Annotated in this window: 16 protein-coding genes; 8 read left to right on the top strand and 8 right to left on the bottom strand. The window is 50.4% G+C overall.

Annotated features, from left to right (window positions below; all coding sequences use genetic code 11):
- Positions 1 to 103: 103 nt before the first annotated feature.
- The 5 genes from MHN31_RS10255 to argE all read right to left on the bottom strand — a co-directional run bounded on the left by MHN31_RS10255 (position 104) and on the right by argE (position 7,092).
- Positions 104 to 2,077 (bottom strand): alkaline phosphatase family protein, encoded by a 1,974-nt coding sequence (locus MHN31_RS10255; protein ID WP_239444231.1) that lies wholly within the window; start codon positions 2,075 to 2,077, stop codon positions 104 to 106.
- Position 2,078: 1 nt separating this feature from the next.
- Positions 2,079 to 3,167 (bottom strand): ferritin-like protein, encoded by a 1,089-nt coding sequence (locus MHN31_RS10250; protein WP_239444230.1) that lies wholly within the window; start codon positions 3,165 to 3,167, stop codon positions 2,079 to 2,081.
- A 13-nt stretch (positions 3,168 to 3,180) separates the two neighbouring features.
- Complete coding sequence (locus MHN31_RS10245) at positions 3,181 to 5,016, bottom strand: GMC family oxidoreductase (protein WP_239444229.1); 1,836 nt, start codon at positions 5,014 to 5,016, stop codon at positions 3,181 to 3,183.
- 10 nt (positions 5,017 to 5,026) lie between these two features.
- A complete protein-coding gene (locus tag MHN31_RS10240) occupies positions 5,027 to 5,515 on the bottom strand; it encodes a hypothetical protein (RefSeq protein ID WP_239444228.1) in 489 nt (162 codons plus the stop codon).
- Positions 5,516 to 5,928: 413 nt separating this feature from the next.
- Positions 5,929 to 7,092, bottom strand: a complete 1,164-nt coding sequence (gene argE, locus MHN31_RS10235) for an acetylornithine deacetylase (protein ID WP_125558416.1) — start codon at positions 7,090 to 7,092, stop codon at positions 5,929 to 5,931.
- A gap of 173 nt (positions 7,093 to 7,265) precedes the next feature.
- Here argE and argC point away from each other — a divergent pair, with 173 nt between their 5' ends.
- The 6 genes from argC to MHN31_RS10205 all read left to right on the top strand — a co-directional run bounded on the left by argC (position 7,266) and on the right by MHN31_RS10205 (position 13,916).
- Entirely contained in the window at positions 7,266 to 8,276 is a 1,011-nt protein-coding gene (gene argC, locus MHN31_RS10230; RefSeq protein ID WP_239444227.1) for an N-acetyl-gamma-glutamyl-phosphate reductase, read from the top strand.
- A 3-nt stretch (positions 8,277 to 8,279) separates the two neighbouring features.
- Entirely contained in the window at positions 8,280 to 9,062 is a 783-nt protein-coding gene (argB, locus tag MHN31_RS10225; protein WP_239444226.1) for an acetylglutamate kinase, read from the top strand.
- 8 nt (positions 9,063 to 9,070) lie between these two features.
- On the top strand, positions 9,071 to 9,991 hold the full coding sequence (locus MHN31_RS10220; RefSeq protein ID WP_010383340.1) for an ornithine carbamoyltransferase: 921 nt from the start codon (positions 9,071 to 9,073) through the stop codon (positions 9,989 to 9,991).
- A gap of 31 nt (positions 9,992 to 10,022) precedes the next feature.
- Positions 10,023 to 11,237 carry an argininosuccinate synthase gene (locus tag MHN31_RS10215; RefSeq protein ID WP_239444225.1) on the top strand — a complete coding sequence of 405 codons (1,215 nt, stop codon included), beginning with the start codon at positions 10,023 to 10,025 and terminating at the stop codon, positions 11,235 to 11,237.
- A 24-nt stretch (positions 11,238 to 11,261) separates the two neighbouring features.
- Positions 11,262 to 13,127, top strand: coding sequence for an argininosuccinate lyase (gene argH, locus MHN31_RS10210; RefSeq protein ID WP_239444224.1), 1,866 nt, complete (start codon positions 11,262 to 11,264; stop codon positions 13,125 to 13,127).
- A gap of 273 nt (positions 13,128 to 13,400) precedes the next feature.
- Positions 13,401 to 13,916, top strand: coding sequence for a hypothetical protein (locus MHN31_RS10205; protein ID WP_125558404.1), 516 nt, complete (start codon positions 13,401 to 13,403; stop codon positions 13,914 to 13,916).
- Positions 13,917 to 13,960: 44 nt separating this feature from the next.
- Here the strand turns inward: MHN31_RS10205 and MHN31_RS10200 are convergent, their stop codons facing one another.
- Both MHN31_RS10200 and coaD read right to left on the bottom strand, forming a co-directional pair.
- Positions 13,961 to 15,325: a capsule assembly Wzi family protein gene (locus tag MHN31_RS10200; RefSeq protein ID WP_239444223.1), complete on the bottom strand. Its 1,365-nt coding sequence runs from the start codon at positions 15,323 to 15,325 to the stop codon at positions 13,961 to 13,963.
- Positions 15,322 to 15,804 (bottom strand): pantetheine-phosphate adenylyltransferase, encoded by a 483-nt coding sequence (gene coaD / locus MHN31_RS10195; RefSeq protein WP_138536836.1) that lies wholly within the window; start codon positions 15,802 to 15,804, stop codon positions 15,322 to 15,324. The genes MHN31_RS10200 and coaD overlap by 4 nt, the downstream gene beginning before the upstream one ends.
- A 174-nt stretch (positions 15,805 to 15,978) precedes the next feature.
- Here coaD and MHN31_RS10190 point away from each other — a divergent pair, with 174 nt between their 5' ends.
- Positions 15,979 to 16,635, top strand: coding sequence for a TetR/AcrR family transcriptional regulator (locus tag MHN31_RS10190; protein WP_239444222.1), 657 nt, complete (start codon positions 15,979 to 15,981; stop codon positions 16,633 to 16,635).
- Between the two features lie 125 nt (positions 16,636 to 16,760).
- Positions 16,761 to 18,218, top strand: coding sequence for a tRNA uracil 4-sulfurtransferase ThiI (gene thiI, locus MHN31_RS10185; protein ID WP_239444221.1), 1,458 nt, complete (start codon positions 16,761 to 16,763; stop codon positions 18,216 to 18,218).
- A 51-nt stretch (positions 18,219 to 18,269) separates the two neighbouring features.
- Here the strand turns inward: thiI and MHN31_RS10180 are convergent, their stop codons facing one another.
- On the bottom strand, positions 18,270 to 19,283 hold the full coding sequence (locus MHN31_RS10180; RefSeq protein WP_239444220.1) for a twin-arginine translocation signal domain-containing protein: 1,014 nt from the start codon (positions 19,281 to 19,283) through the stop codon (positions 18,270 to 18,272).
- Position 19,284: the final 1 nt, after the last annotated feature.

Below are 19,284 nucleotides of genomic sequence, written 5' to 3'. Positions count from 1 at the left end.
CTACAGTGACTGCTCGAAGGCGGCGGGATCCCTGGCTGCCTTCGTCTGTACTTATTGATTCATCTTAAATTGATAGTCATTGTCCGTTACCTCTGAATGAGCTTTATGTGGCGCGACAATCTGTCGATAAGTAAGCGGCTACATGGGCCCGCAGCTGCTGGTCATGGCTACTCAGATAGAAGCACCAAAGCTGGTCCTGATAGCGCGTAGCGCACAGCGGGGTGCCTGGATCCCGATGGGCATTGTTGAGCATCTGTTGCTCACTCCAGCCTGCTTCGGCCATGGTGCCATAGCCGTTGCTGGTGGTATCGGCTTTGGCTGGATCGTAGGAGACAGCCTGCTGACTGGTGAGTACACCTGGAATAGAAAAGCAGGCGCTCAGTAGCTGCTGGCTGTTGGGGGCATTGTGAAACAAGTGGATCACGCCATCGAGCGTCGCTGCGGCCAGGTTGCCTTCACTTTGATAACTGTGTTCCTGTGGCTCTGGCTCATCGGGCGTCAGTTTGCTGGGAGCCTGGGAGAAATGGCCAATGCCAAACCCGTTAGTCGACCACTGATGACTCACTGCATTGTCTTGTGGTCCGGCATAGGTGCTGTTACTCACATCGGTGACATTAAATTCTGCACTGTTATAGCTCAGACAGGCCAGCGCCTGACCATTGCCTTCGCGATATATCAGCAGGGTATTGCTGCCCAATGAGGCTAAAGTGAATGGGCCTGTGGGTTTGCACACCAGTGGTTGCGGCTGAGGTAGCCACTGTTGCTGGGCATAACGCTGTGCTTGCATGCAACCCTGCTGATCGCGATACACCAGTAACAGATCGTGGCTCTCTGGCAACACCTGTAACGCCAGGGCTGAGATGCTTTCATTGCTGGGGGCAGGTAAGGTTTGCCAGCCCTGATTGGTCGTTAGGGTGTGCAGGGTAATACGTAAGTCCAAATCACGATATCCCAGCACCAGTGTATTGCCCTGCGCACTGAGCTGAAGCTGATCTTTGCAATCCGCCTGAAGCTGTAATGGCGCTGACCAGCTATGGCCGTCAAAGCTGGTACAGTGCAACTGACCGGGCTGATCATGCCGTGTATAGAAGAGGTAAAGTTGCGTACCCAGGCTGGCGGCTTGCAAATCGCAGATCTGTTCCAGGTGCGGCACGGACTGAGCTCGTTGCCAGTGCAGCGATTCATCCCACAAAAAGCGGAAATAGTTAGCATGGCGGTCGTTCTTGCCCAGCGTACCGAGCGAAAAGTTCTCTTCAATGGTGCGCAGCAAAGAGTAATGGTTGTACCCTTCATGTTGCTTTGAGGGTGTCAGGGTATCGCCCAGTAACACCGTATAAATCTGATTCGGCCCGTCGTAGTAATATTTGTACTTTTGGCTGGTGTCATAATCCGACTCAAAATCGGCCTCGTCGTAGGTGACGACCACCAGGGTGTTATCGGGGAGCTTGCTGTCCGGACCGGGGAAATTAATCGAGGCAAAAAACGACTTCAGCCAGTCTGCTTGCTGATCCACCAGCACTGGCGCGCGTTCGCCTTTGAGGTCATTGTCTTTGGTGCCAAGCAAATAATGCCCATCGTGCCACATGTTGGGTGTAAACCAGGCAAACTCGGGCAGGTTATCGTTGAGTAAATCCTGGTAGAACTGTGCCTCATTGCCAATTTTCTGCCAGCGCGCTTCGCTGTCGAGAATACGGGCAAATGACGAAAAGGGGTCGTGCTTGAGTACATACGGATAGCTGTCTATGGGTGTGAAGTTGTTTGCTTTCCAGGGCGTCCAGCCCGCCACATAGCTTTCCATGTAGGCACGCCAGTCGAGGTTTTGCGCTGAATCTTCTATCAGGTCAATTAAGGTGCGTTGCGGCAATCTGGGTGGCACTTCATCGTCGGTCACATTGCACAGCTCACCTGCGAGTGAGGCGATATAATTGGTTTGCGACGGGTGCATCACGCCAAAACTGTTGGTCAGCTCAATGCCCTGGGCGGCGAGGTTGCGCATGTAAGGGTTATTCATCACATAACCGCGATACTGGTTTTCAAACATGATCACGATAATGTGATCGAAGCGTCTTGTGATCATATCAGCATGCTCCAGGGCGTTTATCTATGGGGATGTAGCGCCAGGTGGGGGCTGCGTGGTGACCGCTGCCATCAGGCAGTGGCACGCGCATCATATTCTGGGCTTTCTCTTTGAGTCCAAACATGGTGCCTACCGCAGCAACCAATATGTCAGGCTGGCCATTGAAGGCAAGGTGAAGTTGATCCAGTAGCAGGCTCAGGGTCAGATTAAATTCTGTATCCAGCCGGGCAATGGCCCCGAAGGCATGATAGTTTTCTGGCTGAGGGTTTTTCAAAACCGGATAAACTTGCCGATAATCAATGGGAATCGCGGGGCCTGTCGGTCCCGAATCGGGCGTATCTCCTTGTACATAGCGATAACCCAGCAGTAATTCGTTAAAGCGATAATAATGAGACAGCTCTCTGGGTTGCATGAAGAGCTGATGGTCGCCGCTGTCTATGCCAGTGGTTTCACCGAGCGGGAAAGGCTGGGTTGGGTTCCAGTGTTTTTCTGGTACGCCTTCACCCTGGGCAACGATGGCATTGAGTGCAAAATTGGCTGAATCCAGATCAGTGATCGGTGTGATCTCTCCGCCGCCGCCATAGTAATACTTATGCGCGATTTGCTTGTCATGACAATCTGCGGGGAACAGCGCGGGACCATAGCGGTTATGCAGAGTTTCTAAGCCGTTTTCAATGCCGACATAAAACTCGCCTATGGTGATATCATCGGCTTTTGCCAGATCGGCAGGCATTTCAATTTTGAGGAAGTTTCGCAGTGCTGCCGGGCTGAATGGTTGCAGATCTGCTTCAAACCAGGTTTCCCCGTCAGGCAGTTTAGTTGGAAAGGTGGGCAGAAACTCTGGATTGTTAATTGCCGGACTACCTCCGGTGGCGATCAACAGATTCGCGGCATTGGTCAGGTGAAACATCTCCTCCATCACGACTGAGCGGATCACGGTATAGGCACACTGATTGGTACCTTCCTTTATGGAATATAAGGCGGTGAGGTAGACCGGTAGTGTGGAGAACTCCAGTTCAATGGCCAGTTGCAGGTCATGATGCAGCTGTTCGAGCGTTTCTATTGGGCGTTTTTGCAGTTTGTGATACATGGCTGGTCCCTCATCAATACTGGTCGAGTGCGTTTAACACGTTGTCAGCAGCCCAGAAGGTCAGTGCTGCCATGGTCAAAGTTGGATTACTGGTCGCAATGGTGGGCATATTGCCGCAGCCAACCAGGTAGAGGTTGGGGTGATCCCAGCTGCGCTGGTCGCGATTAACCACAGAGTCTTTCGGGTTATCGCCCATCAGGTGTGTGCCAACCAGATGTCCGGCACCATTGTAGACATAGCCCTTGCCCTGATATTGTACATAACCCGGATCGCTGGTTTTGTATTGGGTGAAGGGTTCAACACCGAGCCGCTGGAAAATGGCATCCGACACTTCTTTGGCCTGTGCCATCCCAGCGCGGGTGTAGTCTGTCACTTTGTAATGGATCACTGGCCGATAGTTGCCCAGCTGATCCCGGTATTGATCGTCTATGGTGACGCGGTTATCAGGATCCGGTAGTTGCTCGACCAAAAAACCAAAGCGGAACATGCGCGGGTATTCCTCTGCGATTTTGTGCCGCAGCGCCGGGCCAAACAACCCGTGTTTGTCGATCAGATCAGGTACTGTGGCAATGGGCGCGCCTTCCGGCCAGCTCCAGCCCCAGTTGCCTATTTCAATGCGAAATGCGGCTTGATCGGCACGAAATGCGCCACCGCGCAGCGACGGGATCCCGGAGGTCGAGCCAGGGCCCCGGAATGCGCCAATTTTGCACGGCATCAGACCCCAGGTCAGCATAGTTGGATGGTCCATCAGATTGCGACCAACTTGATCACTGGAGTTCGCAACATTGGAAGCCAACAAGAGTTTGGCATTTTCGACGGCATGGGCAGCGAGGACCACGATTTTGCCTGTCACGGCTTTATCTTCGAAAGCTGCAGAATCAGTAGAGTGGTAGCGCTTGTAGTGCACTTTGGAGATGTTCTGGGTGTTGTCATCTACGGCCAGGTGATAGGCCACGGCCTGTGTTTCTATGGTCACATTGCCGGTCTGTTTGGCCTGTTCCAGTGTTTTTAAGGCAGAATATTTAGCCTGAATAGGACAAATGGGCACACAGTTTGAGTTACCTGCGCAGCGCTGGCCAAGATCTGGATTGCCGACAGCCCCCACCGGGCGATAATCACCGCGTGGCATGCCGTTGCGCCCTTGTGGTGTTGCGACCACATCAATGGGGTAGGTTTGATTCTCAATGTTAACCTGCATACCTTGCAGCCCTTTGGCGAGGTACTGATCCAGAAAACTCTGTGGTATTTGCTCCATCGGGTAGTTGTAATTTTCCTCAAATGGTAGCTGCACACTGGGATTGTCAATTTGATGGTAGTTTTGTACATCGGCATTCGCCGAGACCCCGATATGCTGCTCTGCTACTTCGTACCAGGGTTGTAATTCCTGATAGCTGATTGGCCAATCCCGGCCCCGACCGAACCGGCTTTGTAGTTCAAAGTCTTCGGGCAGCATACGTAAACAGGTGCCCAGCCAGTGTAAAGTCGTGCCGCCTTCGCTGCGGGTGTAGGTGCTGGCAAAGGGATCCGGACCATACTGGACAAAATACCCATGGTCGCTAACGGGTTTATCGAGCGGTGGTTTCTGAATATCCGTCACTAAGGGTTGAGGGGCATTGGGGTTATTAGGGTAGGGCGCATTTGGGATTTTGGCCATGGCTGTGAAAAAGCGCTCCATGTAGGATTCATAGCCCTGCTCTTTACCCTGATCGAAGAAACGCCCGTCAGTGCCAGTACCGGCTTCTAAGATCAAGACTTGTTTGCCTTGTTCACCCAGTTGTTTAGCCATAATGGCACCTGCAATACCGGCACCGACGATGACGACGTCGTAGTCGTTATGATGATGTGTCATGTTTGGCTCCTTAATCCAGGTTATGTGTTTTTGCTGTGTGCCCGGGGAAGGCCCAGGTACCATATCCAGGCTGCTTGGCACCCATAGGGTGACTGCCCAACGCATTCCAGACCAGGCCCTGAATATAGGCATTGCTTGAAATCACATAGTCTTCAACGAGCGGTTTATCGGCGCTGAAATCATCAACCCCATAGAGGGCATTCCAGTCAGCTGGCAACTGATACCAGATGGAGAGGTACCACATTTTGATGATGTTTCTGGCGACGGGCCCGAGTTTGGCACTATTCCAGATCTGGTCGTAAAAGCGCGCCTGATTGGTATCATTGTCGAGTGCACCAATCTGCTCTGCCTGAGCGTAAAGTGCTTCAATTACGTCCTGACGGACCCATTTACTGAGTGTCTGACAGTAAACCGGACCGACGCCCGTGCCTTGTAACTCGACTTCTTGGTAGCCAGTCAGTGCGGCACTGAGGCGATAAAAGTCGCTCAGTCTGTACATAAGTTTGCCCCTGATAGTGTAATGAGAAAAATCTGCGAGCGGCACGCATCAAAGGAGGGAGACAAACGTAACTGGCAGCGATATGCCTGCCGAGACAAGCACGGCTAAACACATAGCAGATACTATCTGGATTGTGATAATAAGAGAGTAGATTGCACATCTTTTGCCCCTTCCTTGTCAGTAGACAGATACTGCGGCGTCCTATGCTGACAGTCGATGGCCCCGAACGGCCCTAGGTGCATCCACGGCGGACCATACCGCGCAAATGGGCACACCTTCACGGATGGCGACCTGTTGCGCTTGACGGGGCGCATATTGACAGGCCGTTACCGATCTTGTGTTACATCTGTTCAGGTATAGTGTCTGGTTGAGTTTTGTGCAAATTACACCTTATTACACGGGAGCTGAACGATTCAGCTAAAGCATTGTTGGCGGATTAATTCAGTCAGAATTTGCTGACTGGGTTTGATTTTTTCCATCGCGAGATATTCATCTGGCTGATGTGCCTGAGCAATAGAGCCCGGTCCCATGACAATGGTCTCGCATCCAAGCTGCTGTAAAAAGGGCGCTTCTGTACAGTAATTCACGGCAACGGCCTGTTGACCTGAAATTTTTTCAGCCAGCTTCACCAGTGCGCAATCCCGGGTGCCATGAAATGCGGGAATGGGGTCATGCAGATCTATGACAGACACGCTATCTGGATAGCGCTCATTGATAGGGGCTACAGCTTGCATTAATAAGGCCTGCAGCTCGGTAATGCTGAGTCCGGGCAGTGGACGCAGGTCGATATGTAACTCGCAACAGCCGCAAATGCGGTTGGCATTGTCACCTCCATGAATATGACCTAAATTCAAGGTAGGGTAGGGAATGACGAAATCAGATAGTGAATATTTATTCTTTAAATCTTCTTTTAGTTGTAACAGATTGGTAATCACTTGCTGCATGACTTCAATGGCATTGAGACCTCGTTCGGGATCTGAGCTATGGCCGGATCGACCGGTGATCCGAATGGCCGAAGACATGTGCCCTTTGTGCGTATAAACCGGCACCATATCGGTTGGTTCACCGATAATACAGCGTGCCGGTTTGAGGTTTGCGTGGCGCGCGATTTCTTGTGCACCTGCCATGGTGATCTCTTCATCTGCGGTGGCCAGGATCATCACCGGAGCACTTTGCTGTGCTTCTTGCAGCTCCTCCAGTGCTTTCAACACAAAGGCAAAAAAGCCCTTCATGTCAATGCTGCCTAAGCCATACAAGCGATTGTCTTTTTCACTGAGCTGGAAAGGGTCAAAATTCCAGCGGCTGTCGTCAAAGGGCACCGTATCTGTGTGTCCGGCCAGCATCAGCCCCCCTGCTTGTTCTGCCATACCGGGCGGGCACTTGCGGGCGAGCAGATTGAATTTACCGGGTGCGCTGTGTAGCTCGGTGATTTCGGTACTAAAGCCCAGTTGTTCACACCAATGTGCAAGCAGCTCAATGACTGCGCGGTTACTTTGATTAAGACTGGGATCGAGCGCACTGACTGAGGGGCGTGCGATGAGCTCGCTGTACATAGTTTTAAAGTCGGGAAGTGGCATGTATTTATCCTAAAATATTTATTCAAACCTGTTGCATAAAAATCTATATGTATGTAAGGTGAATATCAATTCATTTTTTTAGCATAAATATAGAGGGTGCAACAATGCGACGATAACATCATCAATAGCAGATTTATATGGTCTTTGTGTTTACTAATTTATAAGAGTTATCGATGTTTAACGTAGCAATTGTTGGCGCCAGCGGATATAGCGGCGCAGAGTTGGCCAGTTTGGTGGCCCGTCATCCGGGTTTGCACCTCAGTGGCTGTTATGTGTCCGCACAGAGTTTAGATAAAGGGAAGTATCTGAGTGAGTTATATCCTGAACATACAGGTTTACTTGATGTCTCCCTGCTCCCTTTGACGGATGAGACGTTTGCAGACATAGCCGACAGTGATGTCGACTATGTCTGCCTTTGTACCGATCACAAGGTAAGCGTTGAGCTTGCCCAGACTTTTCTTGCCATGGGTAAAAAGGTCTTCGACCTGTCCGGTGCTTACCGGCTCAAAAGCAGTGCTGATTACGAACAATATTATGGATTTAGCCACCCTTATTCGCAGTGGCTCGATAAAGCACAGTATGGTCTGGTTGAATGGTACGGTGACGCTTTGAGCGAGGCCCAGCTGGTGGCTGTGCCCGGCTGCTATCCAACCGCCGCGTTAAATGCGCTGAAACCTCTTAAACAGGCCGATTTACTAAGCGATGACACCATTATTATTAATGCGGTCTCAGGCGTCACGGGTGCCGGGCGTAAAGCGAGCCTCACAACGCATTTTTGTGAAGTTTCTCTGGCGCCTTATGGTTTGTTTAATCACAGACATACACCTGAAATTGAGCGCTATCTTGCGCATCCCGTTTTGTTTACGCCACACCTGGGAAATTTCCCCCGTGGGATCCTCGAAACTATTTATGTTTCGCTCAAGCCAGGTGTATCTGCACATCAGGTAGCACAGGCCTATCAGGTGCTGGCAGACGAGCCATTGATCCGGCTTAAAGGTGATGCGCTGCCTTCTATCAAAGGGGTGGCAAACCGGGCCTTTGTCGATATTGGCTGGCAACAACAGGGGCAACAACTGATTGTCACAGTGGCCATAGATAATTTATTGAAAGGTGCGGCAGGACAGGCGCTGCAATGTATGAATCTGGCCAGTCAGTATCCGCATGAACAAGGGTTGATGGGGTAATTCATGACAGATAAAAAAACCTGGGTGATCAAACTTGGTGGTGCTGTGCTGAATTCAGAGCACGCCGCGCATGATTTATTTATCGCGCTGAAATCACTGGCTCAGCAAGGTGATAAAGACAACTTTGTAGTAGTGCATGGCGGTGGTGCATTAGTAGACCGCTGGCTCAGTGATGCCGGGTTTGCGACCGCTAAACATCAGGGGCTGCGGATCAGTCCCAAAGAGCAGATGCCTTACATAGTCGGTGCATTAGCTGGGTGCGCAAACAAACAGTTAATGGCACAGGCAATTACAGCGGGTCTGGTGCCGGCAGGGATCAGTTTATACGAAGCAGGCCTGCTGACTACGCAGAAACTCAAGGCGTTGGGGCAGGTTGGCACCTGTGAAGCAGCGCACGAAAGCCTGATCCCCGAGCTGCTGGCTGCTGGAAGAATCCCCTTAGTTAGCTCGATTGGCATTGGTGCAGACGGCGCGCTGTTTAATGTCAATGCGGATGAAGCAGCAGCTGTGCTGGCACATCAACTCGGTGGTGAGCTGATTTTTATGACGGATGTTGAAGCTGTGCTGGATGGCACAGGTCAGCCATTAGCGCAACTCAACAGTGACCAGATAGAACAACTGATAGCACAGAAGGTGATTGTGGGCGGGATGGAGGTCAAAGTTAAGACCAGTCTTCACGCTGCCCGACATTTACGACGTGGGGTGTATATCTCAAGCTGGCAGAAGCCAGATAACCTGCTTGCCCTGATTGAGGGCCAGCACGTCGGAACCCATATTCTACCGTAGGAAGCCTTATGTCGAGTCATTTTATTACTGGTCTGGAGTTGGATAAAAGCCAGATCCTAAAACTGCTTGCGCTTGCAAGTGACATTAAACAACAGCCGCAGGAATTTGCCCACGCACTGGCGGGTAAATCTGTGGTCACTTTATTTGAAAAGCCCAGCCTCAGAACCCGTTTGTCATTTGATATTGGGATCAACAAACTCGGAGGACACGCCGTTTATCTGGATCAGCAAAACGGTGCTATGGGCAGCCGTGAGTCTGTGCAGGACTTTGCATTGAACATCGCCACCTGGGCAGATGCACTGGTCGCTCGTGTTTCGTCTCATCACACTTTAGAGGTGCTGGCTGAATACTCTGATATCCCGGTGGTGAATAGTCTCTGTGATTTGTATCACCCTTGTCAGGCGCTGGCCGATTTTTTGACGTTGCAGGAGGTGTTTGGCGATGTTAGCCAGATCAAGCTGGCCTACCTGGGCGAAGGCAATAATGTTTGCCAGTCATTATTATTGCTGGCCGCGACTCTGGGGGCCGATTTTGTTGCGGTTTGTCCCAAAGGACACTCTCCTGATGCCCAGATTGTTAAGCAGGCAGAGCAAATTGCGGCGGTAAACGGGGCATCGGTGCTGATCAGCGATCGTATCGAAGCGGCGGCAGGTGCCAATGTGTTGTACACAGATACCTGGGTGTCTATGGGGAGTGATACCTCACTGGAACAGGCGAAAGCGACCTTTATGCCGTATCAGCTCAATCAAACATTACTCGAACAGACCGGGGCCAGCACGGTACTGCATTGCCAGCCTGCTCACCGTGGTTATGAGATCACGTCTGAGGTGATGGACGGGCCTAAAGCACGGATCCTGCAACAGGCTGAGAACCGCATGCATGCGCAAAATGCCCTGTTACTCGCGCTCATGAACAAACAGATCGTCTGAGCCAATCGATTTAAGTATTAAGGTAAATATTATGGAAAACATTAAAAAAGTAGTGCTGGCTTACTCCGGTGGTCTGGATACCTCAGCGATTGTGCCCTGGTTAAAAGAAAACTATGGCTGTGAAGTGGTCGCGTTTGTAGCCGATGTGGGCCAGGGGGATGAGGAGCTTCAGGGCGTGGAAGAGAAAGCCCTGGCGTCGGGGGCCAGTGAATGTCATATCGTTGATCTCAAAGCTGAACTGGTCAGTGAGTATATTTATCCTACTTTACAAAGTGGTGCGGTGTACGAGGGGACCTATTTACTGGGTACTTCAATGGCTCGACCTATTATTGCTAAGGCACAGGTAGAAATTGCGCGTAAAGTGGGCGCGGATGCACTGTCTCATGGCTGTACGGGTAAAGGCAATGATCAGGTGCGGTTTGAGTCCTGTTTTGCCGCACTAGCACCCGATCTGGCAGTGATTGCGCCATGGCGTGAGTGGTCTCTGTCCAGTCGTGAGTCTTTGCTGGATTATCTGGCTGAACGCAATATTCCGTGTGCAGCTTCTGCAACTAAAATTTATAGCCGTGATGCCAATGCCTGGCATATTTCCCATGAGGGAGGCGAACTGGAAGATCCCTGGAATCAACCGAGTGATCAGGTCTGGACCTGGACGGCTTCGCCTGAGCAGGCACCCAATGAAGCCGAGCTGGTGAGTGTGCAAATTGAGTCTGGGCAGGTGGTTGCGGTTAATGGTCAAGCCCTGACTCCCTATCACTGTTTGCTCACGCTCAATGAAATTGCCGCAAAGCATGGCGTGGGGCGAATTGATATTGTCGAAAACCGCCTGGTGGGTATGAAGTCACGGGGTTGTTATGAAACGCCGGGAGGCACAGTAATGGTGGCCGCATTACAGGCCATTGATGAGCTGGTGCTGGATAAGGCGAGTCGCAAATGGAAAGAAACAGTCGCCAATGAATTTGCCCACTTGGTATATGATGGGCGCTGGTTTACGCCGTTGAAAGATTCTCTGTTGGCTGCGGCGCAATCTCTGGCTCAGGTTGCGACGGGTGAAGTGGTACTGAAGCTATACAAAGGACAGGTCAGTGCCGTGCAAAAACGTTCTGTGAACAGCCTATATAGTGAGGACTTTGCAACCTTTGGAGAAGACGATGTGTACGATCAGTCTCATGCCGAAGGTTTTATTCGCCTGTTCTCTTTGTCCAGCCGTATTGCGGCATTGAACAAACAAAAGTCGGTCAAGTAAAGGTAATCAGAGGAGTAAAGTAACATGGCATTGTGGGGTGGGCGCTTTTCGTCTGGGCCGGATGAGGCCTTCAAACAATTTAATGATTCCTTGCCGTTCGATTATCAGCTGGCTGAGCAGGATATTGTTGGTTCGATTGCCTGGGCTGGGGCACTTAAGCAAGTTCAGGTCCTGACTGGCGATGAGCATGCCCAACTGGTCGCGGCGTTGCAGGCGCTACTCGAGGAAGCCAGTGCTGATCCGCGTGCCATTGCTACGGCCGGCTATGAAGACATTCATTCTTATGTCGAGGCGCGGTTGATTGAAAAAGTCGGCGATCTGGGTAAAAAGTTACACACAGGTCGTAGTCGCAATGATCAGGTGGCCACCGACTTTCGCTTATGGTGCCGTGATAGTGGTTACAAAATCCTGGACGCACTGACGACGTTAAAAGCGGCTTTCGTTGCATTGGCAGAGCGTGAGCTGGGCACTATTTTACCAGGTTATACCCACTTGCAGCGGGCACAACCTGTGCTGTTCAGTCACTGGTGCATGGCCTATGTGGAAATGCTGGAGCGCGATACGTCGCGCCTGCAAGATGCCATAACACGGATGAATGAATGTCCACTTGGCAGCGGGGCGCTGGCAGGCACAGCCTATGCTATCGACAGAGAACGGCTGGCTGCTGAGCTGGAGTTCAACTGTGCCACCCGCAATAGCTTAGATGCCGTGTCAGATCGGGACTTTGTCCTGGAGTTGCTGAGTTGTGCCTCGATCTCTATGCTGCACCTGTCACGTCTGGCCGAGGATATGATTTTTTATAACTCCGGCGAGGCGGGCTTTATTGACCTCGGTGACAATGTGACATCCGGCTCCTCTTTAATGCCACAGAAGAAAAACCCTGATGCGCTAGAGCTTATCCGGGGCAAAACGGGGCGTGTATTTGGGGCCTTCAGCGCCATGATGATGACGTTGAAAGCCTTGCCACTGGCTTATAACAAGGATATGCAGGAAGACAAAGAAGGGGTGTTTGACGCCATGCCAACCTGGCTGGCGGCACTGCATATGGCGCAGTCTTGCATTGAAAGTGTGAAAGTAAACGCCGATAAAACCAAACAGGCGGCACAAGGTGGTCATGCCAATGCCACAGAGCTGGCCGATTATCTGGTTGCAAAGGGGATCCCTTTCCGTGAAGGCCATCATATTGTGGGTCAATTGGTACAGCTGGCGCTGAGTGAACAAAAAAACCTTGAAGATCTTAGTCTCGCACAGTTTCAGTCGGTGTGTCCGCACATTGAACAGGATGTTTATCCGGTATTACATCTTGATGCCTGTATTGCAGCACGCAGTGCGAAAGGTGGTACGTCGGTGACTCAGGTTTCTGCGGCCATCGGCGTGGCGAAAAAAAAACAGCGAATCACGGTACGTGATGCCTCTTTAAACGATGTAGAGGCCATCGCAGGGTTGATCCAGTACTGGGCCAAAGTGGGCGAAAACCTACCGCGTGCCAAAAGTGACATGATCCACAGTATCAATGAGTTTGCTGTGACTGAGGTCGATGGCAAGGTCACCGGTTGTGCATCGCTTTATATTTACGATACGGGGTTGGCTGAGATCCGCTCCCTGGGCGTCGACCCGTCGATACCAGTAAAAGGACAGGGGCAGCTGCTTGTAGCGCACCTGCTTGCCAAAGCCAAGCGTCTGGCGTTAAAGCGTGTCATTGTGCTGACCCGGGTGCCAGGTTTTTTTGATAAGCAAGGGTTCAGTGGGTGTAACAAAGACAGCCTGCCCGAAAAAGTCATGAAAGACTGTGAACTGTGTTTGCGTAAAAACAACTGCGATGAAGTGGCTATGGAATACATGTTACAGGTTGCAGAACCTGCACGTATACCCTGTCAGTTTGTGGCGTGAGTGACAGAACATTGATTTAGCGAAAGTGCCTTGCGGGCACTTTTTTCATTTCTGCGCCCATCTGCACCAGGGATCGTTTGTTAGCCATGGCACGCAAAGTCAGTAAAGTCCTCCCACAAAGCTGGTCAAAGTGTGGCAGTGTTTGATAGAGTAGCGCCACACAATAAGAGTTTGAAATACTTGACGAAGTCTTATACCAATTTCACTTAATTAAGCAAATTTGTATTAAATGGCTTGGTCTATGTTCGCACAAACCACAAAACAGCGATACTTATGATATTTGATTATTTTGGCTTAAGTACCGGTGCCATGGTGCTCTGGGGCTTTTATATGGCTTTTTTGCTCAGTGCCGGGCTGGCAGTACTGGGTATAAACATTAACAAGCAAGTTCTGTCTGCTTCTCTGATCCTATCGTTGTCGTACAGCCTGAGCGATCTTTTTATGTCTATCGACATGGTCGCCAGCGATTTTATCTACTGGGCGAGTTATGATGTCCTGACCGTGGTGGCTTTGTTCATTGCCCGGTATAGGTGGTTCAGGCATGCACCGCTGCAACCCGCTTTTTTTTATTGCGTGCTAGCGCTAAGCATAAATGCCTCGATGTTTTTCATGATGTACGTGGACTCCTACATACTTGGTACCATGGATCCCTGGCTGTTGTGGTACATTTATTCGTGGACAGTGATCAGTGCAGACTTTGTGATGGTGGGGGCTCTGATAACGAATCGTGATTTTTTAGCATTGTATCGTTTGTTTTATCCGCAACCGTATACGGCACAAAAAGCGTGATGACAAGCGTTGGTACCGCCCGAATAGGATCGGGCGGAAAAAGCTTAGAATCGATACTCCCAACTGACGGATGCTGACGTTTCGTTGTTTGAATCGGTCGTACCTTTATCACGCCAATACGCCAAATCCAACTTTAGCAAGCCGCTAAACAGCCCTTGTTGATAACCAACCTGAATCAAATCCCGATCGAGATTGAGCGTCTCAAATTCTATTCGTTTTAGCTTGGCGTAACCGCCTATGCCGCCCATGCCGTAATAGTTTGCGCCTAAGCTGACAGAGGTTGCCTGTGGTCCCATGTGTGCACCCAGCCAGCGGCCCCGTTCGCGGTAATCGGCGCCTTTGCCTGCGGTGGCAAAGTCACACTGAAAACTGGTTTGCTGAGCCTGGCAATCCGTTTCTGTATCACTGTATTCAAGATAGGATTTAATGCGATATTCTGACGTGCCCCAGAAAGCTTCTGCGCCTAAGGTGAAAGCCCCATTGTCTGGTAGCGCCCCTTGGTCATTGTCGCCACTTACTTCACCGTAGAAAGCCACAGGCACACCTGCAATACGTGAGGCGTATTTGACATCCATGCTGCTCAGGCGTTGCTGGTTCTGAGTTTCATCCTCCGGGTCTGTTCGGTACACGAAATCGCTGGCTGTGGTGGCATAAGATACTTCCAATCCCGGTAAAGGAAAGGCCGACACTCTGACGCCCCAGAAGTCTTTTTCGTTGGCGTCAGCTAACTGCGGACGCTGCTTTGCTGCGATTGCGGTAATTTGCCAGGGGCCAATAAATGATAAGAAGCTTGGGCCGCTGTAATTAGTATTGGCCCGGCTGATACGCAACGCTTTCATCGGGGCCGCATTATTAGAGAGTAACAAGGCGTTTTCATTGCCCGGACCCCACCAGTAATCGAGTCGCTCTGCGCTAAACGCCCAGTCTCCCAGTAACACTGCCAGGTGGCTGCCATGATGATTGACCTTTTTGCCGTCTTGTGGGTCTTCGGCATAGTTAACTTGTACGCGTGCACTGACATTGCTGCCGGTGATCTGACCATAACTGCTAACCCCGCCACGAGAGCGGGTTTGCTGACCAAACCCTGCCGGCATCGTTTGTTCATCACCATAATGCGTGACTATGCCTGAGTGTTTGTCATTCTTGGCCTGATCCAAGGCATGGTTTACATGTTGCAGCGCAAACTGAGCATCTTCGGGCAGCTGAGTCGGATCTGCTTTGGCCAGATCATCCACCAGACCATTCCACATTAAAGGGTACTGGTTAACTGGGCGTTGAATCACGCCTGCGCTGACAAGCAAGTCAATCGAATGTTTAAGATGGCTTTGCCCGGCATCAATCCAGGGAGCAGAGTAGGCAGATGCTGAGGCCAGTGCCAGACTGCTTAACATAAAACAGGAGCGCATCATCCGTGTAATTTTTCCTCTAGAGCTTTAGCCACTAATGGGCTGACAAATTCGCTGACATCACCATGATGTAAAGCGACTTCTTTGACCAGTGTAGAAGAGATAAAAGAGTTTTTCTCAGAAGGCGTCAGAAACACACTTTCCAATTCAGGAAATAAGCGACGATTCATGTTTGCCAGCTGAAATTCATAATCGAAATCAGAAACCGCTCTGATCCCACGGATCAGCACATTGGCTTGTTGCTGACGGGCCAGGTCGACGAGTAGTCCGCTAAAGCCAATGACTTTAACATTGTCATGTTCCGCCAATACATCTTTTGCCAACGCAACACGTTCATCCAAAGTAAAGCAGGGTTTTTTGTTTGGGTTATGTGCGATGGCTAAAATGACAGTGTCGAACATTTTGGCCGCGCGTTTGATTAAATCGGCGTGTCCATTGGTGAGCGGATCAAAGGTGCCCGGATATAAAGCGGTTACTTGCATGTCTGGATCATAAAAGTTCAAATTCGCTCTATATTATCAAGCTTACGGCACAATATCACTGGTCTGATTTCAAAATGAAAATTTAATGTTATTCCCATTTAGTGCTATTTTCACTGGGCGTTATAACCGAAAGGTTACTTGCTTCATTAATTACGTGTTATCAGAGAACCGAATATGAATACCAAGGAAAAAATTATTCGTACCAGTATCGCCTTGTTTAATTTACATGGCGAGCGAACAATCACCACCAACCACATCGCTTCTAATATGGGGATCAGTCCTGGCAATCTGTATTACCATTTTAAAAATAAAGAAGACATTATTCGTAATATTTTTGCTTTGTATAGTGAGCACTTAAGTACCCACTTCAAGCCATTAGAAGCCCATGATGAACCCGTTGAACAGTTGACCCAGTATCTCGATTCGCTGTTTGAGCTGATGTGGCGTTATCATTTCTTCTACGATAACCTCAACGATATTTTGGTGCGCGACGATGTCCTTAAAAAAGACTATATTGCGTTTCAGGCTCGATTGTTTGAGCAGGTGAAAGCAGTCGTTATTGGTCTGCGAAAGGCCGAAGTCATCGCGATCAGCAATGAGGATGCCAATGAGCTGGCACACATGCTGAAAATGGTGGTGAGCTTTTGGACACCTTACGTGAAAGCTCGCAGAATGACTGGGGTATTGGAGCAGCAGGATATCTACAATGGCATTGTGAAGGTCTTGATGCTGTTTAAACCCTATGCCACCTCACTGAGCCGGGACAAAATCCAACATCTACAGCAACACTATCAGGCAATGGCGGATGCGTCTTTACCCAGCATAGCTTGATCTCACAGACCAGAAAAGCTGGTTATCCTCTGTATATTTCCTAGTCTTTAATAAGTCTGCTATAATCGCGCGCCCGTTGTCGGCGCGCCAATTGCGCATTCATGTCCAAACCAAGAGTGACTTCTATGTTTAAATTTATCGTCAAATTGCACCCTGAAATCGTGATCAAAAGTAAATCGGTTCGCAAACGCTTTACTATGGTACTCGAACGAAACATCAAACTGGTGCTGAGCCGCTTTGACGAAAAAGTGACGGTAAAAAATAACTGGGACAACATCACAGTGGTAACGCACAGCGAAGATCCTAAGATCCGCCAAGCGTTTGTCAGTGGTTTGGGCCGCATTCCAGGCATTGTGCAGTTTCTTGAAGTGCAGGAAACCACTTTTGAAACGCTGGACGACATTTATCAAACCGCACTGCCTTTGGTGGGCCCGCAAATCGAAAATAAGACGTTCTGTGTTCGGGTGAAACGTCAGGGGGATCATGACTTTACTTCCAGTGACGTAGAAAGGTATGTCGGCGGTGGTTTGAACCAGAATGTGCCGGGCGCACGGGTGCAATTACGCAAGCCTGAGGTCACGGTTAAAATCGAAGTAAAAGGCGATCGTGCTTATATTGTCACAACCAAACATTTGGGTATGGGTGGTTTCCCATTGCCAACACAAGAAGACGTGTTGTCTCTGATGTCGGGTGGCTTTGACTCGGGTGTGGCCAGCTACCAGATGATCCGTAAAGGCGCGAGAACCCACTTCTTGTTCTTCAACCTGGGTGGTGCGGCACATGAGATTGGTGTAAAGCAGGTGAGTCACTACTTGTGGAAGCAATACAGCTCAACGCATAAGGTACGTTTTATCACGGTAGACTTTGAACCTGTGGTGGCAGAGATTTTGGAGAACATAGAAAGCAGCCAGATGGGCGTCGTGCTCAAACGTATGATGATGCGTGCTGGTTCCGCCGTTGCTGAGCGCTTTGGTATTCAGGCATTAGTGACTGGTGAGTGTATTGGTCAGGTGTCGAGTCAAACGCTGGCAAACCTGAATGTGATTGATCGTGTCACCGAAACCCTGATCTTACGCCCTCTGATCCAATATGATAAAGAAGAGATCATTCGCATTGCGCGCCAGATTGGCACCTGTGAAATGGCGGAGTCCATGCCTGAGTACTGTGGTGTGATCTCGAAAAAGCCAACGGTTAAAGCGAAGCTGGAAAAAATCGAAGCTGAAGAAGGCAAGTTTGACTTTGATGTGCTGGATACCGTGGTGGAAAACGCCATCGTGAAAGACATTCGCGAGATTGAGGCTGAGGCAAAAGAAGAAGTTAAAGAAGCGGAAAATGTCAGCGATCTGCCTGCGGGGGCCGTGGTGGTTGATATTCGCTCTCCGGAAGAAGAAGATGCCGATCCACTTGAGCTGGAGGGAATTGAAGTGATCCACTTGCCATTTTTCCGCCTCGCGACGAAGTTTGGCGATTTACCACAGGACAAAGATTACTACCTCTATTGTAACAAAGGCGTGATGAGCCAGCTGCAGGCCCTGATCCTGCACGAAAATGGCTTTGCCAACGTCAGAGTCTATCGTCCATAAGGGTTTACCCCCTACAGGTGTGGCTGAGCAACGGCTCAGCCACACCACATGTTACCCCAGCGTTACCTTTTTCAATGCCACACCGGAACGGCTCAGAGCTGATTCAACCAACCGGATAGTCAGCGGATCGCGGCTACTCCCTTGTTGCATCCAGACTAATGACTGAGCAGTGCGCGCTGTGACCTGTGTCTTATCGTGCAGCGCACTGAGGTAATGACGCGCGAATATCGCCTGGCTGGTCATATCATTAGAGATATTCAGGATCCCCGGATGGACACATTTTTCCTCGCACTGCGCAGTATCAGTGGTTGCGACAAATCGCGTTGCGTTGTTCGCCACTAGCCTGACTTTGGCAAACACCGCGCGGTTGAGCACGGAGATTTTGGTGACATCATCCAGTTGCCCGGCATACTGAGCCAGCCCATCAGCAGCCAACAGGGTTTGTGCAATGGCCTGTTCAGGGATGACAGGCTGACCATGCTGATCGGTCAGCTGGCCCAGGTATACGATATGATCGGCACGCTTAGCACTGTGCAAAACGCGTAAAGCCGGTAAACCCTGAGGGAGCGTCAATGTCTCCCAGTGTGTATTGCCCAGGGTATTAACAAAATGTTCCGGTTTAAATGCCTTGCCCAGCGCCTTGCTTGCCGAGACCATCAGTGACGAGGTTGGCTGGAGGTCGTGTTCACTGCGATAAGCAATGGTGATTTGCTGCGCCTTCACCCCTTGTGCCAGCAGATGCTTCAGGCTTGCATGCAGGAGTTTGCTGTCAACACTGTAAGGAAATGGTTTATCCGACACGACACCCAGAACAATCAGAACCTGATGGCCTGTCCGGATCGGCAAATCCAGCGTGTCTGCCAGTGCCATGTACTGATCCTGCATGTGGGCTTGTTCTTGCAAGCCAGCATTTTTCAGCGTGGCTGTGGCGACGACGCCCTGATGCACATCAATGGTGTTTTGCCAGGCAAACGTGGGGGTGCTGGTTGCCAGCGCGCCCAGTCCCAGTCCGGTCCCTTTTAAAAAGGAACGCCTGGACACAGTGGTGTGTTGCTGATTTTTCATA

The sequence above is a fragment of the Pseudoalteromonas sp. McH1-42 genome (genome assembly GCF_022347845.1).
Taxonomy (GTDB): Bacteria; Pseudomonadota; Gammaproteobacteria; order Enterobacterales; family Alteromonadaceae; genus Pseudoalteromonas; species Pseudoalteromonas rubra_D.
This window is presented reverse-complemented; position numbering and strand designations above follow the sequence as displayed.

What these genes read in the sequence shown, in the direction of transcription:
- argE (WP_125558416.1), bottom strand. Translation starts at nt 7,092, where the DNA reads ATGCCACTTCCCGACTTTAAAACTATGTACAGCGAGCTCATCGCACGC.
- coaD (WP_138536836.1), bottom strand. Translation starts at nt 15,804, where the DNA reads ATGCAAGTAACCGCTTTATATCCGGGCACCTTTGATCCGCTCACCAAT.
- MHN31_RS10215 (WP_239444225.1), top strand. Translation starts at nt 10,023, where the DNA reads ATGGAAAACATTAAAAAAGTAGTGCTGGCTTACTCCGGTGGTCTGGAT.
- argH (WP_239444224.1), top strand. Translation starts at nt 11,262, where the DNA reads ATGGCATTGTGGGGTGGGCGCTTTTCGTCTGGGCCGGATGAGGCCTTC.
- MHN31_RS10245 (WP_239444229.1), bottom strand. Translation starts at nt 5,016, where the DNA reads ATGACACATCATCATAACGACTACGACGTCGTCATCGTCGGTGCCGGT.
- thiI (WP_239444221.1), top strand. Translation starts at nt 16,761, where the DNA reads ATGTTTAAATTTATCGTCAAATTGCACCCTGAAATCGTGATCAAAAGT.
- MHN31_RS10190 (WP_239444222.1), top strand. Translation starts at nt 15,979, where the DNA reads ATGAATACCAAGGAAAAAATTATTCGTACCAGTATCGCCTTGTTTAAT.
- MHN31_RS10205 (WP_125558404.1), top strand. Translation starts at nt 13,401, where the DNA reads ATGATATTTGATTATTTTGGCTTAAGTACCGGTGCCATGGTGCTCTGG.
- MHN31_RS10180 (WP_239444220.1), bottom strand. Translation starts at nt 19,283, where the DNA reads ATGAAAAATCAGCAACACACCACTGTGTCCAGGCGTTCCTTTTTAAAA.
- MHN31_RS10240 (WP_239444228.1), bottom strand. Translation starts at nt 5,515, where the DNA reads ATGTACAGACTGAGCGACTTTTATCGCCTCAGTGCCGCACTGACTGGC.
- MHN31_RS10255 (WP_239444231.1), bottom strand. Translation starts at nt 2,077, where the DNA reads ATGATCACAAGACGCTTCGATCACATTATCGTGATCATGTTTGAAAAC.
- MHN31_RS10250 (WP_239444230.1), bottom strand. Translation starts at nt 3,167, where the DNA reads ATGTATCACAAACTGCAAAAACGCCCAATAGAAACGCTCGAACAGCTG.
- argC (WP_239444227.1), top strand. Translation starts at nt 7,266, where the DNA reads ATGTTTAACGTAGCAATTGTTGGCGCCAGCGGATATAGCGGCGCAGAG.
- MHN31_RS10220 (WP_010383340.1), top strand. Translation starts at nt 9,071, where the DNA reads ATGTCGAGTCATTTTATTACTGGTCTGGAGTTGGATAAAAGCCAGATC.
- MHN31_RS10200 (WP_239444223.1), bottom strand. Translation starts at nt 15,325, where the DNA reads ATGATGCGCTCCTGTTTTATGTTAAGCAGTCTGGCACTGGCCTCAGCA.
- argB (WP_239444226.1), top strand. Translation starts at nt 8,280, where the DNA reads ATGACAGATAAAAAAACCTGGGTGATCAAACTTGGTGGTGCTGTGCTG.